Source organism: Streptomyces sp. SP18BB07 (assembly GCF_036322545.1).
GTDB classification, from domain to species: domain Bacteria; phylum Actinomycetota; class Actinomycetes; order Streptomycetales; family Streptomycetaceae; genus Streptomyces; species Streptomyces deccanensis.
On record NZ_JAQYWT010000360.1, the window covers coordinates 100,937 to 117,262 of the forward strand.

Here is a 16,326-nt window from a genome sequence, read left to right on the forward strand (position 1 = left end):
AGGCGGGTCATCGACGGCCGAGGAAGAGAGGGGCGCGGGAGTGAGCGCGGCGATTCCGGAGGAGGCGGCACGTACGGCCGAGGGGCCGTACTTCGACGAACTGGCCGTCGGGCAGGTGTTCGGCGGGGCGCCCGGGGTGACCTTGACCTCCGGTCACGCCGCCACCCACCAGTCGATCGTGGGGGACCGGCTCGCGCTCCCGCTGGACGAGGAACTGAGCCGCGCCGTGACGGGCCAGGCCCCCCTCGCCCACCCCGCCCTGGTCTGGGACATGGCGATCGGCCAGTCCACGCTGGCCACCCATCATGTGAAAGCCAACCTCTTCTACCGCGGCCTGGTCCTGCGCCGCACCCCGCTCATCGGCGACACGCTGCGCACCTCCACAGAGGTCGTCGCCCTGCGTCGCAACAAGGACCGTCCCGGGCGCCGTCCCACTGGTCTGGCCGCCCTGCGGATCACCACCACCGACCAGCATGATCGCCCGGTACTGGATTTCTGGCGGTGCGCCATGTTGCCCCTGCGGGACCCGGACGCCGGTACCCGCCACGCGGCCGACCTCGACGCCGTGGGTGCCGAACCCGACCACGCGGCGCTCGCCGCGGTGGTGCGGGGATGGCAACTCGACCGGTTCGCTCGGCGCGTGGCCGGGCCCCGGTTCGCCGATCTGGCCGAGGGCATGGTCTGGGAGGTCGGCGGCGGGGATGTCGTGTCGGGCGCTCCCGAGTTGGCCCGGCTCACGCTCAACGTGGCCATGGTGCATCACGACCGGCATGCCGCGGGCGGGCGGCGGCTCGTCTACGGCGGCCACACGATCGGTGTGGCCCTCGCGCAGGCCACCCGGGCCCTGCCGTCCATCGTCACCGTGGCGGGTTGGCACGGCTGTGACCACCTGGCTCCCGTCCATGAGGGCGACACCCTGTACAGCACCGTGGCCGTGGAGCGCCTGCGGTCGCTGGGCGAACACGGCGGGCTGGCGCACCTGCGCTCGCGGGTCCGCGCCGTCGGCGGTGACGAGCCCGCCCGCTCCGTCCTGGACTGGCGCTATGCGGTCGTGCTCGCATGAGGAGCACCGTCACGCGGCCGACGTGAACCGCCGGACCCCGTCGACGCGTTGCGGGCTGACCGCTCCCAGTTGCGCCAGGACATCCAGGTGGGCGTCGATCTCCAGCACCGCGGTCATCCGGTGCACCGGCGGAAGTTCGTCGAGCCCGCTCCGTCGACGGGTCCACGGCAGGGCGCGGGCCACCGCGTGGGCCGTGTCCGCGCCGGCCGCGACCTGCCGGAGGACCTCGTCCAGCCGCTCCTCGTGATGCGCGATCAGCTGGTCCACCCGGGTGTGGACGCTCCTGGTCACGGGGCCGTGGGCGGGCAGGAGCAGCGCGTCCGGCAGCTGTCGGGTCAAGCGCAGGGAGGCGAGATAGGACCGTAGCGGGTAGCGCTCAGGGGAGCGTTCGAAGCCCAGTGACGGAGTGATGTGCGGAAGCACGTGGTCACCGGAGAACAGCAGGCCGTCGGTCGGGTCCCCGACCACGACATGCCCCCGCGTGTGGCCGGGCGTGGCCCGTATGTCCAGGCGGCGGTGTGCGAGATCGATCCGCTCGCCGTCCCTCAGCCACTCGTCCGGAGGCCCGAACGGCATGTCGCGGTCGCTCTGTTCGACCGGTACGGCGGCGATCAGGGCCGCCAATTCGGGGGCGCCGCACTCGCGCAGCAGCTCGACTTGGCGGGGCCATACCCCGTCCTCCAGATCGAAGCCCTCGATCGTGTGGCGCTCTTCCCAGCCGACGCGGACCCGGCTGCCGATCGACTCACGCAACGCCAGGGCCTGGGTGTAGTGGTCCCAGTGGGCGTGGGTCACGATGATCTGGCCGATGTCGTCCAGGCGGTGTCCGAGGCTCTGCACCGCCTCGGTCAGTGCCTTCTCGGTGTCGGGCCCGGCCCAGCCCGAGTCGATCAGCACCAGGCCGTCGTCGTCCTCGATCAGGTAGACGTTGACCGCCGCCAGCCCGTCCACTGGCAGGGACAGAGGGATGCGGTACACGTGGTCCACCACGGGGTGAGCACCGGGTTCGGTCCAGTCGTCGGGTTGTTCGAGCAGCGGTGGCGCCACGGTGTGCTCCTGCATGCTGACGGCGAAGGATTTTATCTATCGTATATTAAAATTTGCATGCAGGTGGGTGAGAGAGCCTCCGGCCGGCCCGGCCGGGAGCAGCGCAAGTGGCGGGTACGGCAGGACGGGTCATCGTGGCGCGGAGCGCAGTGCCGCTCCCTTGGTTGCCGTCCTCTTCAGCTCGTGCAGCGCCCACGAGAGCACTTCCGGGTCGCGGAGTGACTCGGCCTGCTCGAACCCGATCAGAAGGTACATGCCGAGCGTGGCGAGTCGGTCGGCTTCTTCCGCGTCGACCAGGGCGGCGAACGCCTTCCGGACGAAGCTGTGCCGCTCCAGGTCGACGCTTTCCTGGATCCGGTGGACCGCCGGGTCGATCGTGCTCCACACCCGGATCGCGGCTTCCGCGCCGTGCGGGAGCTCCATGGCCGCGTCGAGGAGGACCTGGAGCCGGTCCAGAGGGTCCGATTCGAGTCCGGCCAGTTCGACGAGCTGCCGCGTGCGCTCCCGGTGCCAGTGCTCCAGCAGCGCGTCCGTGAAGGCGCCCCAGTTCGCGAAATGGTGGTAGAAGGCGCCTGTCGTCACGCCCATCCGTTCGCACAGGGGGGCGAGTTTGAGTCCGCCGTAGCCCTGTGCGGCGAGGATGGCGAACGCGCAGTCGAAGTAGCGGGCGGCATCCTTGCGTGCGGGCATGCGCGGACTCCTGGTCGGGGGTGTGGGAAGTCATGGTAGGCGCCCCGCGGGCATGAGTTCGGTGCCGGGCTCTAGTCGCCATAAGAAGACTTATGTTACGTTCCCGAAACGCACCCCCCTTCGAGACCGCGGCACGCGAGGTGCTGCCCGTCGGGGACCCGTTTGAGTGCGAAATCTAATCAAACTTATATTTGAATCGCCCATCGGATTCGGGTGATCTTCCTCGCGGACGTCAGGAGGAACCGTGGGATTCAGGGACGCGGACGAGGTCAGGAAGTACATCGGCGGCATCTTCGAGGAGGCGTTCGCCGACGCGGAGATCGGGCCCAAGCTCCGGGACACCGCAATGGTGCTGCAGTTCGCCTTCACCGAGCCGGACACGGTCGTGGAAGTGGACACGACGGCGGGCACCGTCGGGGACGGCACCGGCGGTGCGCCCCCGCAGGCCGTCATGAGAATGGCGGCCGACGTCGGCAACGCCTACTGGCAGGGCAAGGTCAACCTCCCGCTGGCGATGGCCAAGAGCAGGATCAAGGTCGAGGGCAACGTGGCGAGCCTGCTCAAGCTGGCGCCGCTCGGCAAGAAGCTCTTCCCCCTCTACGTCGACAGCCTGCGCGGCGACGGCCGGGACGACCTCGTCCTCTGAGCCCGCCCGGGCCCGCCACCCCACCCACGGAGGAAACATGGCCATCCAGTCCACCGAAACCGCGTCGCGGGCGTACGACCCCGTCAGCATCTCTCCGTTGTCCTTCTGGGCCGGCACCTGGGAGCAGCGGGAGAAGGCGTTCCGCACGCTCCGCGACGAGCGCCCGGTCAGCTGGCACCCGCCCCTCGAAGGCGCCTTGATGCCCCCGGAGAACGACGGCGTGTGGGCCGTCACCCGGCACGAGCACATCGCCGAGGTCAGCAAGAACCCGGAGATCTACTGCTCGGCACGCGGAGTGATGGTCGAGGAGATCCCCGAGGACATCCTTGAGGCGGCGTCCTCGTTCCTCGCCATGGACGCTCCACGTCACTTCCAGCTCCGGCGCCTGGTGAGCTCGGCGTTCACGCCCAAGCAGGTCGCGAGGATCAACGACCAGATCAGGCGCCAGGCCACGACGATCGTCGACGACCTCCTGGCCACGCGGGAGGGCGACTTCGTCAGCCAGGTCTCCAAGCGGCTGCCCATGTGGACCGTCTACGAGATGATGGGACTCCCCGAGGACCAGCGCGAACTGGCCGCCCATCACGCCGACGGCATGGTCTCCTGGGCGGACGAGGACGTCGCCGCGGGGCGCGAGCCGGGCGAGGTGCTCAACGAGGCCCTGGTCACGCTGCTGCAGATCGGTCTGGAGCACGCCGAACGCCGTCGGGCGGAGCCGAAGGACGACCTGTGGACCAGCCTGGTCCAGGCCGAGGTGGACGGCCGGCGGCTGACCGACGACGAGATCGCCGCCTACTTCGTGCTGCTGTCCGTGGCCGGCAACGACACCACCCGCAACACGATCAGCGTGACCGCCCGCGCCCTCCAGGACTTCCCCGACCAGAAGGCACTGCTGCTGGAGGACTTCGGGGGCCGGATCGCCCCGGCCGTCGAGGAGTTCGTCCGGTACGTCACCCCCGTCCAGACCTTCCGCCGTACCGCCACCCGCGACACGGTGCTGGGCGGGCAGGAGATCAGGGAGGGCGACTGGGTCCTGATGATGTACGCGTCCGGGAACCGGGACGAGCGCGTCTTCAAGGACCCGCACCTCCTCGACATCATGAGGCCGGCCAACAACCACTTGGCCTTCGGCGGCGGCGGTCCGCACTACTGCATGGGCAACTTCCTGGCGAAGATGCAGCTCACCGAGATCTTCGACCAGCTGCTGCACCGCGCTCCGACTCTTCGGGTGGGCGAGCCCGTGTACCTCGCCGGCAATTTCGTGCGTGCCGTCAAGAGCATGCCGTACACCCTCTGAGCGCGTTGAGAGGCAGTCAGATGTCGCAGTTCGCGGGAAAGCGTTACCTCGTCACCGGAGCCGCCTCCGGCATCGGTCACGAGGTCGCGGAGAAACTGGTCGCCGCCGGCGCGGAGGTGTACAGCCTCGACCGTGACCAGCCCACGGCGAAGGTCCATGCCCACATCGAGGTCGATCTCTCCGGCCCCGCCTCCATCGACGAGGCGGTCGGCCGGCTCGACGGCACCTTCGACGGGCTGCTCAACATCGCGGGCATCCCCGGCACGGCTCCGGGCGACACCGTGTTCGCCGTGAACTTCCTGGCCGTACGGCACCTGACGGAGTCGCTGCTGGAGCGGCTGAAGCCGGGCGGCTGTGTCGTGATCGTGTCGTCGACCGCCGGCTTCGGGTGGCCGGAGCGACTCGGGGCCATCAGGGAACTGCTGGCCACCGACACCTTCGAAGAAGGCGCGCGATGGTTCGCCGACCATCCCCAGCAGGGCAACGCCTACAACTTCTCCAAGGAGGCGACGACCGTCTACACGATGGCGATGGCGCTCGCCCTGGGAGAGATGGGCCTGCGTATCAACGCCGTACTGCCGGGGCCGGTCGAGACACCCATCCTGGCCGACTTCGAACAGTCGATGGGCAAGGACCAGCTCGACGGCGTGAAGGCGCTGCTCGGCCGGCACGCCACACCGGACGACATCGCCGGCGCCGCGCTGTTCCTGCTGACTGACCAGGCCCGCTGGATCAACGGTCACCCACTGACCGTCGACGGCGGCATCACCGCCTCGGTCCTCTCCGGCAACGTCCCGGCGCCCCAGGTCTGAGGGGCGGATGGACATGGCCACCTCACCGAGCACCGAGGCCGCCCAGGAGGCGGCCGGACTCGACGCACTGATGGCGACCCTGCGGTCGGTCCACGCCGACGGCCGCACCCGGAGTCTGGAATGGCGCAAGCGGCAGCTCGACGGCATCGCGCGGCTCGTGGAGGAGCGCGAGGCGGAGATCGCCGAAGCCCTGGCCATGGACCTCGGGCGCGGCGCCGCGGAGTCCTGGCTGGGCGACATCACCTCCACCCGGGGAGAGGCGCTCTACGCCCGTCGGCGTCTGCGCTCGTGGATGAAGCGGAAGCGACAGCGCATGCCGCTGAGCCAGCAGCCGGCCTCGGGCTGGGTGCAGTACGAGCCCCTTGGGGTCGTGCTGGTCATCGGGCCCTGGAACTACCCGGTGTACCTCAGCCTGGGCCCGCTGGTCGCGGCGGTGGCGGCGGGCAACTGCGCCGTGCTCAAGCCGTCCGAGCTGGCCCCTGCCACCTCCGCGCTGCTGGCGCGGCTGGTTCCGCGATACCTGGACCCCGAGGCGGTCAAGGTGGTCGAGGGGGATGCCGTGGTGACCCAGGACCTGCTCGCCCTGGGCTTCGACCATGTGCTGTTCACCGGCGGCACCGAGATCGGCAAGAAGATCATGGCCGGAGCGGCTCCCACGCTGACCCCGGTGACCCTCGAACTCGGCGGCAAGAGCCCGGCGATCGTCCTGGCCGACGCCGACCTCGACGTCGCCGCGCGCCGCATAGCGTGGGTCAAGCTGATGAACTCGGGACAGACCTGCATCGCACCGGACTACGTGCTCGTGGAACGTTCGGTCCGGGAGGCCCTGGTCGACAAAATCGTCGCGTCCATGAAGGCCTTCCGCGCCGACCAGGACGGCGGGATGCGCATCGTCAACGAGCGTCAGTTCGAGCGGATCGCCGGTTACCTCGACGCCACCGAAGGCTCGGTCGTGACCGGGGGTGGCACCGACCGTGCCGCGCTGACCGTCGAGCCCACGGTCGTCGTGGACCCGGCCCCCGCCGAACCCCTCATGACCGACGAGATCTTCGGCCCTGTCCTTCCCGTGCTGACCGTCGACTCGGCCGACGAGGCCATACGGTTCGTCACTCGCCGCCCCAAGCCGCTGGCCCTGTACGTCTTCACCAGAGGCAGGGCGGCACGCACCCGGCTCGTCGACGAGATCCCCGCCGGCGGCGCCGTCGTCAACCACGTCGCGATGCACTGCCTCGTCCCGTCCCTGCCGTTCGGCGGGGTCGGCGCCAGCGGTATCGGCGCCTACCACGGGGAATGGGGCTTCCAGCGGCTCAGCCACCGCAAGGCCGTACTGGCCAAGACCTTCAGACCCGACCCCCGCGTGATGTATCCGCCGTACACCGAGAAGGCGCTGAGCATGATGCGCCGGATCCTCTGACCCGCGGCCGAACCGACACCCCAGTGAGGACGCCATGCCCAACCCAGCGCCAGACTCAGCCATGTGGTACCCCGGAGCGCACCGTGGGGACAAGGAGACCAAACCGGCGGTCGTCATGGCGGACACCGGCGAGGTCCTCACCTACGGCGAGCTCGACGACGCCGCCAACAGGATCGCGCGCGTGTTCGGGAGCCTCGGGCTCGCCCCGGGCGACCACGTGGCGATCTGCGCGGAGAACCGTGTCGACTACCTCGAGGTGGTGTGGGGCGCGCACTACGCGGGCGTCTACTACACGCTGATCAGCACCCACCTCGCCCCGGACGAGGTGGTGCACATCGTCCGGGACTGCGAGGCCGGCGCCGTGGTCCTCTCCGCGACGACCGCGGCAGTCCACCTCGATGCGGTACGGGCGGCGGTCCCCGGCGTCGCCGTTCTGACCCTCGACGCAACGCCTTACGACGGGGCCGAGGAACTGTCCGTCCTCAAGAGCGGCCAGCCCGCCGAACCGCTCCCCGGCGCGGTCGAGGGCTCCGAGATGCTGTACTCCTCCGGTACGACGGGCAGGCCCAAGGGCATCAGGCCGACCTCGGTCGGCGCCCCGCTCGGCACCACGCCCCCGATCCCCGCACCGGCCCTGGCCATGTTCCAGGTCGACGAGGACACCGTGTACCTCTCCCCGGCCCCGCTCTACCACGCGGCGCCGGCCAGATGGACCCGCAGCGTCACGGCCGTCGGCGGGACCGTGGTCCTCCTGCGGAAGTTCGACGCCGCCCTGGCCCTGGAGGCGATCGCGAAGCACCATGTCACGCACAGCCAGTGGGTGCCCACCATGTTCACCCGCCTGCTCCGGCTGCCCGAGGAGGTACGGCGCGGGTACGACCTGTCCTCCCACCGCTTCGCCATTCACGCGGCGGCGCCGTGCCCGCCGCAGGTGAAGCAGGCCATGATCGACTGGTGGGGGCCGATCCTCATCGAGTACTACGCGGGCTCCGAAGGGCACGGCATGACCGTGTGCACCACCCCCGAGTGGCTGGAGCATCCGGGCACCGTCGGCCGGGCGGTGGTCGGCCGGGTGCACATCGTCGGCGTGGGTGGAGATGAACTCGGCCCCGGCCAGGAGGGTGTCGTCTACTTCTCCGGCGGGCCGCCGTTCGAGTACTACAAGGACCCGGACAAGACCAGGTCGGCACAGCTGCCCGGCGGTCTGGCCACCATGGGCGACATCGGCAGGCTGGACGAGGACGGCTACCTCCATCTCACCGACCGACTCAGCAACATGATCATCAGCGGCGGGGTGAATATCTACCCCCAGGAGATCGAGAGCCTGCTGGCGAGCCACCCCGACGTCGAGGACGTCGCGGTGATCGGCGTGCCGGACGAGGAGTTCGGCGAGCAGGTCAAGGCCGTCGTCACACGGGTGCCCGGCCCCGACTCCGACGAGGCCGTGGCCGCACGGCTCATCGCCCACTGCCGAGACCACGCGGCGCACGTGAAGTGCCCGCGCTCGGTGGACTTCCGAGCGGAACTGCCCCGGCACCCCAACGGCAAGCTCCTGAAGCGCCTGCTGAAGGACGAGTACTGGGCGGGGCGGGCCACCCGACTGGTCTGACCCCCGCGCGCAGCCGGTCTCTTACCGAGGGGCCCACCCGCCGGAGCCTCCTACAGCATGGGCCGGAAGCCGCCTGCGGTCACCTGCACCCATTTTTTCTAATCTATCCAAGATTCAAATCTACTGCCGGGAAGGGCCGCCGCCAGTGACCACCGAAGCCTTTGTCTACGATGCGATCCGTACGCCGCGAGGCCGTGGCAAGGACACCGGCGCCCTGCACGGCACCAAACCGGTCTCCCTGGTCGTCGGGCTGATCGATGCCGTGCGCAAGCGCAACTCGACCCTGGACCTCGACCGTCTCAGCGACCTCGTCCTCGGCGTCGTCACGCCGGTGGCGGACCAGGGCGCCGACATCGCGCGCACCGCCGCCCTCGTGGCCGGACTGCCGGACACCGTGACCGGCGTCCAGCTGAACCGCTTCTGCGGTTCGGGCCTGGAGGCGGTCAACACAGCGGCGCAGAAGATCCGTTCCGGATGGGACGACCTGTTCCTCGCGGGCGGCGTGGAGTCCATGTCGCGGGTACCGATGGGCTCGGACGGCGGAGCCCTCGCGGCCGACCCGGCCACCGCCTACGACCTGGGATTCGTGCCGCAGGGCGTCGCCGCCGACCTCCTCGCCACCATGGAGGGCTTCACCCGCGCGGATCTCGACCGGTACGCGGCGGGCTCGCACGAGCGAGCGGCACGGGCCTGGCAGGAGGGCCGGTTCACGGGCTCCGTGATCCCGGTGACCGACCAGAACGGCCTGGTCGTGCTCGACCGCGACGAACACCTGCGGCCCGAGACCACCGCGGAGAGCCTGGGCCTGCTGCCGCCCGCCTTCGCCAAGGCCGGTGAGGAGGGCGGGTTCGACGCGGTCGCCCTGCAGAAGTACCACCACGTCGAGTCCGTCGACCACCGGCACACGGCCGGCAACTCCTCCGGCGTCGTGGACGGAGCGGCCCTGCTGCTCCTCGGCTCCGCGCAGGCGGGAGGCGACCTCGGGCTCACCCCCCGCGCCCGGATCACCGGCGCCGCGACCTCGGGGGCGGATCCCACGATCATGCTGACCGGCCCGATCCCGGCCACCCACAGGCTGCTCGCCCGCGCCGGGCTGACAGTCGACGACATCGACCTGTTCGAGATGAACGAGGCCTTCGCCGCCGCAGTCCTGAAGTACGCGGGGGACCTGGGCGTGCCCATGGAGAAGCTCAACGTCAACGGCGGCGCCATCGCCCTGGGACACCCCCTCGGCGCGACCGGCGCCATGCTCGTGGGCACCGCCCTGGACGAGCTGGAACGCCGTGGCGCCCGGCGGGCCGTGGTCACCCTGTGCGTCGCCGGCGGCATGGGCGTGGCGACCCTCGTCGAACGCGTCTGACGCCGTCCATCACGTCGTAGGGAAGAGGAAAACAAGAAATGAGCGAGCAGGACACCATTCACTGGTCCCGTGACGAGGACGGCGTCGTCGTTCTGACTCTGGACGCCCCGGGCCAGTCGGCCAACACCATGAACGCCGCCTACGTCGCGTCCATGGGCCGGGCCGTCGACCGGCTGGAAGCGGAGCGCGACACCATCACCGGAGTCGTGATCACCTCCGCCAAGAAGACCTTCTTCGCCGGTGGCGACCTGCACGACATCATGGCCGCACGCCCCGAGGACGCGCAGTCGGTCCTCGACACCGCCACCCAGGTCAAGGACCAGTTGCGCAGGCTGGAACGGCTGGGCAGGCCCGTGGTCGCCGCCGTCAACGGCAGCGCGCTCGGTGGCGGCCTGGAGATCGCCCTTGCCTGCCACCACCGCATCGTCGCGGACACCCCGGGCTGCCGGATCGGCCTGCCCGAGGTCACCCTCGGCCTGCTGCCCGGCGGTGGCGGCATCGTCCGCACCGTCCGCATGCTCGGCGTCCAGGAGGCGCTGCTCAAGGTGCTGCTTCAGGGGCAGAAGCACCGGCCGCAGGCGGCGGTGGCCATCGGCCTGGTGGACGAGGTCGTCGACACGGCCGCGGAACTCCTGCCCAGGGCCAGGGCGTGGCTCCGGGCGAACCCGGAGCCGGTGCAGCCCTGGGACACCAAGGGACACCGCATCCCGGGCGGCACCCCGTCCACCCCCTCCTTCGCGGCTGTCCTGCCCGCACTGCCCGCGAATCTGCGCAAGCAGCTCAAAGGCGCGCCGATCCCCGCACCGCGGGCCATCCTGGCGGCGGCCGTTGAGGGCGCGCAGGTGGACTTCGATACCGCGCTGCGTATCGAGTCGCGCTACTTCGTGGAGCTGGCGACCGGACAGACCGCCAAGAACATGATCCAAGCATTCTTCTACGACCTCCAGCACATCCAGTCCGGCGGCTCTCGGCCCGAAGGCCACGAGAAGACGGTCGCACGCAAGGTCGGTGTCCTCGGCGCGGGCATGATGGGGGCGGGCATTGCCCACGTCTGCGCCCTGGCCGGACTGGAGGTCGTCCTCAAAGACGTGTCGGCCGAGGCCGCGGAGAAGGGCAGGGACCATTCGGCCGGACTCCTTGCCAAGGCGGTACAGCGGGGCCGGATGACCCGGGCCGACGCCGACACCGTCCTGGCAAGGATCACGGCCACCGCACTCCCCTCGGACCTGACCGGCTGCGACGTGGTGATCGAGGCGGTGTTCGAGAGTCAGGAGCTCAAGCACAAGGTGTTCGCCGAGATCGAGGAGATCGTGGCCCCCGCCGCGCTGCTGGGCTCCAACACCTCCACCCTGCCGATCACCGGGCTGGCCGAAGGTGTCGAACGCCAGGCGGACTTCATCGGGCTGCACTTCTTCTCGCCGGTCGAGCGGATGCCGTTGCTGGAGATCATCCGGGGCGAGCGGACCAGCGACGCCACGCTGGCCCGGGCGATCGACCTCGCGGGACAGATCGGCAAGGCCCCGATCGTGGTCAACGACAGCCGGGGATTCTTCACCAGCCGGGTGATCGGGGCGTTCGTCAACGAGGCCGTGACCATGGTGGGGGAGGGGCTGCCGCCCGCCTCCATCGAGCAGGCGGGCGCCCAGGCCGGGTATCCCGCGCCGCCTCTGCAACTGGTGGACGAACTCTCGTTGACCCTCTGGCTCAAGGTCCGGGAGGAGACGATCGAGGCCCTGGAGAAGGAGGGGCGGGACGCGCCCGTCTTCGGCGCGGACGACGTCGTGCGCCGCATGGTGAGGGACTTTCACCGCGGAGGCAGGACAGCGGGGGCCGGCTTCTACGAGTACGCCGACGGCAGGCGCCTTCGGCTGTGGCCCGACCTGGCGGAGCACTTCGGCTCCGGCCGGCACCGGATCCCCTTCGAGGACATGCGGGAAAGGATGCTGTTCGCCGAGGCGTTGGAGGCTGCGCGGTGCTTCGACGAAGGGGTGATCCTCTCCGAGGCGGACGCCAACATCGGGTCGCTTCTGGGGATCGGCTTCCCGGCCTGGACCGGGGGCGTCGCGCAGTACGTCAAGGGCTACCCGGGAGGCGTGGCGGGCTTCGTGACGCGTGCCAGGGAACTGGCCGACCGCTATGGTGAGCGCTTCCTTCCGACGCCGTCCCTGGTGGCCAGGGCCGACGCGTCCGGCGACCGTGCGTGAAACGACAGCGGAACGGGTCGACTTGAGGATGCCTGACCCGGCCGCCGTCCTGCGGGAGGCCGGACCGGCCGGAACGAGGTCGTGAGCCGCGGCCAAGTGCTCAGCAGGCGGAGGAGGACGGCGACCAGCCGCGGGCATCGGCGTCGAAGCCTGATTCCCGAGAGGCGTCGATCACGTGGTGGATGGCCACCGCGAGCCCGCCCCGAGCCGTCTCCTTGTACTTGACGATCACGCGGACGGGCTCTGCTGACTCGTGGAGCCTGGCGGTATCTTGGCAGTTGCCTTAACGGAGATTGGTGGACACCAACAAGGACAACCCCCACCGCCAGGTCCGGCTGTCCTTCCTCGGATAGGGGGTGCCGAGGGGCTGCGGTCCAAGAAGGGGCGCGCGCGGGGGCGGATGCTGAATCCGCGACGGAAGGGTGCGTGCTGACCGCCGACGGCGACCCGATCGCGTCCGTGTCCACCTGGACGATCACGTCGCCTTGGCTCGCCCCCCCCGTGACCACGACGGGATGCAGCGTGCCGTCGCGGTGACGGGGGCCCCTCGCGCCGGCCCGGCGTTACTGGAGCAGCTCCCAGTCCTGTGAGCCGTCCGTCGACGTCGGCTGCAGCGTCAGCGGGGACCCGGCGGACGCGCCGGTCAGGTAGAGGCTCGTGTTCTTGACGGACTGCAGCCTGTAGAAGCCGTCACCGGTCCTGACGAGGTTCCAGCTGCCGGTGCCGCTGTTGTCCACCCACTGGCCGATCCTCTGCCCGGCCGTCGCGTTTCCGGTCCAGATGGCCGCCGCGCGCCCGCCCGCCTTGTTCAACAGGGTCACGCCACCGCCGGGTTCGGTCACCACGTGCCAGAACTGGGTGTCCGCGTTCGCCGCCGACCCGGGGGCCTCCAGACGTACGTCGGGCACGTCACCGTTGCCGATGTTGGCGTCGTTGGTCTTGTTGCCGGTACCGATGACCTGGTCGGTCCTGCGGTTCACCAACTGGTAGTAGGCGCCGTCGCTGTGCCCGAGGTCGACCTCGGCGAACCTCAGCGTGGAGGTGCCCTGGTTGTTGAGGATCGAGACCCGGCCGGTGCCCTCGACGTACTGGAGGCTTCGGCTGTAGCCGGCCTGGGAGGTGGTCTGGTACTCCTTCCACGTCCCGTCGCCGCGTCCGGACTCGTTGACCCAGACGTTGCCGCTGCCCGCGGCGTTGTAGACCAGCCGGCCGCCCGGGAGCCGGATGATCACGGGGCTGCCGTTCATCGACAGGGTGCGCGAACCGGTGTCGGTCGGCAGCGAGTTGACGCCGGTGCCGGTGGGCGAGCCGGTGTAGAACTTCAGCGGGTCGTCGGCGAGCCGGTACCGGGTGTTGGCTCCGCCGCCCCAGTACTCGTAGGTGAGCAGCCACTTGCCGTCCGTGGTGCGGACGACGTTGGTCATGCCGGGACGGCCGCCGCCGATCTCCGTCTTGCCGCCACCCATGTCCTGGGTCAGCCCGGCGATGTCGACGACGGGTGCGCTCCAGTTCGCGCTGCGACCGTCCCAGGTCTTGTGCACCAGGATCTGGCCCAGGGAGTCCTTGGCGGTGTCGTTGGCGGGGTCGAGGGTCGGCACGCCGGTGGTCGCGTTGAAGCCCGTGTAGTCGTTCTCGTCGGAGTAGTAACAGACGAGTTGGCCCTTGTGGACCATCAGATACGGCTCCCAGAGGGGATCCACCTGCTTGTTCGTGTTGGCGACGGCGATGTTCTGCCCCGTGGCACCCGCGCTGCCGCCCTGCCAGCCGCCGGTCGCGACGACGTTGAGGATCTTCCAGGTCACGCCGTCGTCGGTGCTGGAGTACAGGGCGATCGCCAGGTCCTTGCGGTCACCGTCGTTGGACGGCGTCCAGCTCGGGTCGGCCGCCTTGTGCTCTTTGTAGTAGTGGTCGTCGCCCGAGACGACACTCGCGAGAAGCAGGGTGCCCTGCTTCAGGTCCCCGACGTCCTGGGGAAGGACGTAGAGGTACGGGTTGGTCCAGTTGCTCGTGTAATTCGCGTACTTGGCGTCGCCGGAGAGGTACGCCGGTGCCTTGACCTCCGACAACGGCTGCCAGGAAGTGCCGTCGTCGTCGCTCTTGTAGACCGGGAGGGTCTGCTTGTCGGCGCTGCCCGTCTCCGACACGACCGTCGACCTCTCGAACGCGGCCACCAGACGCCCGCTCGGCAGCTGCGCCGACTTGGGGTAGACCGCGCAGTTGCCACGTCCCTTCAGGCACGGCTCGCTGCCGAGTTGGTACAGGGTGCCGCCCGTCGGGTTGTACGCCTGCGCGCCGGAGGCGGGTACGGCCAGCAGCGCGGACGCCGCGGCGAAGGTTCCCAACGCCTTTCTCACAGTGCGTCTTTGCACGGTTCCTCCTTCTGGGGATGCACACGGTGGTGCCGGGGTCGTCGGCCACGGGGGATGGTGGGGCCACGGGGTGACTGTGGGGCGCCGATGTCGTCAAGTACGGGGACACGCACGGCTCACGGATCCGGGGTCGGCGCGATGTCGGCGGGACGGGATCTCGTCGTGACGTCGGCCGGGCCCGCCGAAGTGACGTTGGCTGGCCCACCGAAGTGACGTCGGTCGGCCCACCGCATTGACGTCGGTCGGATGCCCCGGAGTCGGGCACGTGTGCGTTCCCGGCCCCGGTCGTGCGGAAGGTGGACTTCGAAGCGGTGTCAGCCGTTCCTCGCCCTGACTGCGCTGTCATGTCTACGCAGTCAGAAGGTGTGCGTCAAGTGGTGCGGAAGATATTGGTGAGGTCTCGCGAAGCGCCGTTTGACCTGCCGAACAAGCGTTGCGCTCGGCGGGTTTCGAGCGACTCACTAGGGTGGAGACCCATGTCCACCACAACGCCCGAACAGCCGCCCCTCGTCGACCCCGCAGAGCTCGTTGCGGACCCCTACGCGGTCTATGCGCGGCTTCGAGAGGCCGGGCCCGTGCACCGGATCACCGGGACGGACGGGCTTCCCGCCTGGCTTGTCACGCGGTACGACGACGTACGCCAGGCCCTCGCCGACCCCCGGCTCTCCCTCGACAAACGCAACGCGACCCCCGGTGGCTACCACGGGCTCGCCCTGCCGCCGGCGCTGGACGCGAACCTGCTGAACATGGACCCGCCGGACCACACCCGTATCCGGCGTCTGGTGTCCCAGGCGTTCACCCCGCGCCGCGTCGCCCGCCTGCGCGAACCCATCCGCCGGACCGCCGACGCACTGCTCGACGCCATCGCACCGCACGGGCGCGCCGACCTGATCGCGTCGTACGCCGCGCCCCTGCCGATCACCGTGATCTGCGACCTGCTCGGCGTCGCCCCGCACGATCGGCACGACTTCCGGTCGTGGACCGACACCCTGATCGCCCCGGACCCGACACGACCGGAACGCGCGAAGGAAGCCGTCCGCGACATGCTGGGCTTCTTCACGCTGCTCATCGCCGGCAAGCGCGCCGAGCCGTCGGACGACCTGCTCTCCGCCCTGATCGCGGTACGCGACGACGAGGACCGGCTGAGCGAGGACGAGCTCATGTCCCTCGCCTTCCTGATCCTGTTCGCGGGGTACGAGAACACCGTCCACCTCATCGGCAACGCCACCCTGGCCCTGCTCCGCCACCCCGACCAACTGCGCGCGCTGCGTGCCGATCCCGATCGACTGAGCGGCGCGATCGAGGAGTTGGCCCGCTACGACGGCCCCGTACCCCTGGCCATCCGGCGCTTCCCCGTCGAGGACGTCACCCTCGGCGGGGTGGTCGTTCCGGCCGGTGAGACCGTCCTGTTGTCCCTGGCCGCCGCGCACCGGGACCCGCACCGCTTCACCGACCCCGACCGGCTCGACCTCGGCCGCGACGCGAGCGGGCATCTCGCCCTCGGTCACGGCATCCACTACTGTCTCGGCGCGCCGTTGGCCCGGATGGAGACCGAGATCGCTCTGGCCGCGCTCCTCGACCGGTTCCCCGACCTGGCCCTCGACATCGCGCCGGACGAGGTGCGTTGGCGGCCCTCCATGCGTGCCCGCGGTCTGCTCGACCTGCCGGTGCGCTTCTGACGGGGGCGCCGGCCGTCCGCCGCCGAGTGAGGGCGAGCGTCCGCCGTTGCGCGAGGACGAGCGTCCGGTGACCCCGTAACCCCGTAGTACCGGCGTGAACACCTACTGGCACGTCGTTCTGCCGCCGCTCGGCGCC

General features: G+C 70.0%; 13 protein-coding genes. 9 read left to right on the forward strand and 4 right to left on the reverse strand.

Features of this window, described 5'->3' with window-relative positions:
* Positions 1 to 40: 40 nt before the first annotated feature.
* On the forward strand, positions 41 to 1,063 hold the full coding sequence (locus tag PUR53_RS38860) for a MaoC family dehydratase (RefSeq protein ID WP_329911483.1): 1,023 nt from the start codon (positions 41 to 43) through the stop codon (positions 1,061 to 1,063).
* A gap of 9 nt (positions 1,064 to 1,072) precedes the next feature.
* On the opposite strand, the gene PUR53_RS38865 is transcribed toward PUR53_RS38860, so the two are convergent.
* Both PUR53_RS38865 and PUR53_RS38870 read right to left on the reverse strand, forming a co-directional pair.
* Entirely contained in the window at positions 1,073 to 2,125 is a 1,053-nt protein-coding gene (locus PUR53_RS38865; RefSeq protein WP_329911484.1) for an MBL fold metallo-hydrolase, read from the reverse strand.
* Between the two features lie 114 nt (positions 2,126 to 2,239).
* On the reverse strand, positions 2,240 to 2,800 hold the full coding sequence (locus PUR53_RS38870; protein ID WP_329896613.1) for a TetR/AcrR family transcriptional regulator: 561 nt from the start codon (positions 2,798 to 2,800) through the stop codon (positions 2,240 to 2,242).
* Positions 2,801 to 3,044: 244 nt separating this feature from the next.
* On the opposite strand from PUR53_RS38870, the gene PUR53_RS38875 reads away from it, so the two are divergent.
* The 7 genes from PUR53_RS38875 to PUR53_RS38905 all read left to right on the forward strand — a co-directional run bounded on the left by PUR53_RS38875 (position 3,045) and on the right by PUR53_RS38905 (position 12,142).
* The gene (locus PUR53_RS38875) at positions 3,045 to 3,446 is read left to right on the forward strand and encodes an SCP2 sterol-binding domain-containing protein (RefSeq protein ID WP_329911485.1); all 402 of its coding nucleotides are present in this window, start codon (positions 3,045 to 3,047) and stop codon (positions 3,444 to 3,446) included.
* Positions 3,447 to 3,483: 37 nt separating this feature from the next.
* On the forward strand, positions 3,484 to 4,743 hold the full coding sequence (locus tag PUR53_RS38880) for a cytochrome P450 (protein ID WP_329896612.1): 1,260 nt from the start codon (positions 3,484 to 3,486) through the stop codon (positions 4,741 to 4,743).
* Positions 4,744 to 4,763: 20 nt separating this feature from the next.
* Positions 4,764 to 5,555, forward strand: coding sequence for a coniferyl-alcohol dehydrogenase (locus tag PUR53_RS38885; RefSeq protein ID WP_329911486.1), 792 nt, complete (start codon positions 4,764 to 4,766; stop codon positions 5,553 to 5,555).
* 13 nt (positions 5,556 to 5,568) lie between these two features.
* A complete protein-coding gene (locus PUR53_RS38890; RefSeq protein ID WP_329896610.1) occupies positions 5,569 to 6,969 on the forward strand; it encodes an aldehyde dehydrogenase family protein in 1,401 nt (466 codons plus the stop codon).
* A gap of 61 nt (positions 6,970 to 7,030) precedes the next feature.
* Entirely contained in the window at positions 7,031 to 8,578 is a 1,548-nt protein-coding gene (locus PUR53_RS38895; RefSeq protein WP_329911487.1) for an acyl-CoA synthetase, read from the forward strand.
* Between the two features lie 145 nt (positions 8,579 to 8,723).
* The gene (locus PUR53_RS38900) at positions 8,724 to 9,938 is read left to right on the forward strand and encodes an acetyl-CoA C-acetyltransferase (protein WP_329911488.1); all 1,215 of its coding nucleotides are present in this window, start codon (positions 8,724 to 8,726) and stop codon (positions 9,936 to 9,938) included.
* A 38-nt stretch (positions 9,939 to 9,976) separates the two neighbouring features.
* Entirely contained in the window at positions 9,977 to 12,142 is a 2,166-nt protein-coding gene (locus PUR53_RS38905; protein WP_329911489.1) for a 3-hydroxyacyl-CoA dehydrogenase NAD-binding domain-containing protein, read from the forward strand.
* A 100-nt stretch (positions 12,143 to 12,242) separates the two neighbouring features.
* Here PUR53_RS38905 and PUR53_RS38910 read toward each other — a convergent pair whose 3' ends face one another.
* Positions 12,243 to 12,374 (reverse strand): hypothetical protein, encoded by a 132-nt coding sequence (locus PUR53_RS38910; protein ID WP_329911490.1) that lies wholly within the window; start codon positions 12,372 to 12,374, stop codon positions 12,243 to 12,245.
* 331 nt (positions 12,375 to 12,705) lie between these two features.
* The gene (locus PUR53_RS38915; RefSeq protein WP_329911491.1) at positions 12,706 to 14,511 is read right to left on the reverse strand and encodes an RICIN domain-containing protein; all 1,806 of its coding nucleotides are present in this window, start codon (positions 14,509 to 14,511) and stop codon (positions 12,706 to 12,708) included.
* Positions 14,512 to 14,987: 476 nt separating this feature from the next.
* On the opposite strand from PUR53_RS38915, the gene PUR53_RS38920 reads away from it, so the two are divergent.
* The gene (locus tag PUR53_RS38920; RefSeq protein WP_329896604.1) at positions 14,988 to 16,190 is read left to right on the forward strand and encodes a cytochrome P450 family protein; all 1,203 of its coding nucleotides are present in this window, start codon (positions 14,988 to 14,990) and stop codon (positions 16,188 to 16,190) included.
* The last annotated feature ends 136 nt before the right edge of the window (positions 16,191 to 16,326 follow it).

Bases quoted from the DNA above. Each gene is read 5' to 3' on its own strand.
- PUR53_RS38865 (WP_329911484.1), bottom strand. From the start codon at position 2,125: ATGCAGGAGCACACCGTGGCGCCACCGCTGCTCGAACAACCCGACGAC.
- PUR53_RS38870 (WP_329896613.1), bottom strand. From the start codon at position 2,800: ATGCCCGCACGCAAGGATGCCGCCCGCTACTTCGACTGCGCGTTCGCC.
- PUR53_RS38880 (WP_329896612.1), top strand. From the start codon at position 3,484: ATGGCCATCCAGTCCACCGAAACCGCGTCGCGGGCGTACGACCCCGTC.
- PUR53_RS38885 (WP_329911486.1), top strand. From the start codon at position 4,764: ATGTCGCAGTTCGCGGGAAAGCGTTACCTCGTCACCGGAGCCGCCTCC.
- PUR53_RS38890 (WP_329896610.1), top strand. From the start codon at position 5,569: ATGGCCACCTCACCGAGCACCGAGGCCGCCCAGGAGGCGGCCGGACTC.
- PUR53_RS38895 (WP_329911487.1), top strand. From the start codon at position 7,031: ATGTGGTACCCCGGAGCGCACCGTGGGGACAAGGAGACCAAACCGGCG.
- PUR53_RS38905 (WP_329911489.1), top strand. From the start codon at position 9,977: ATGAGCGAGCAGGACACCATTCACTGGTCCCGTGACGAGGACGGCGTC.
- PUR53_RS38920 (WP_329896604.1), top strand. From the start codon at position 14,988: ATGTCCACCACAACGCCCGAACAGCCGCCCCTCGTCGACCCCGCAGAG.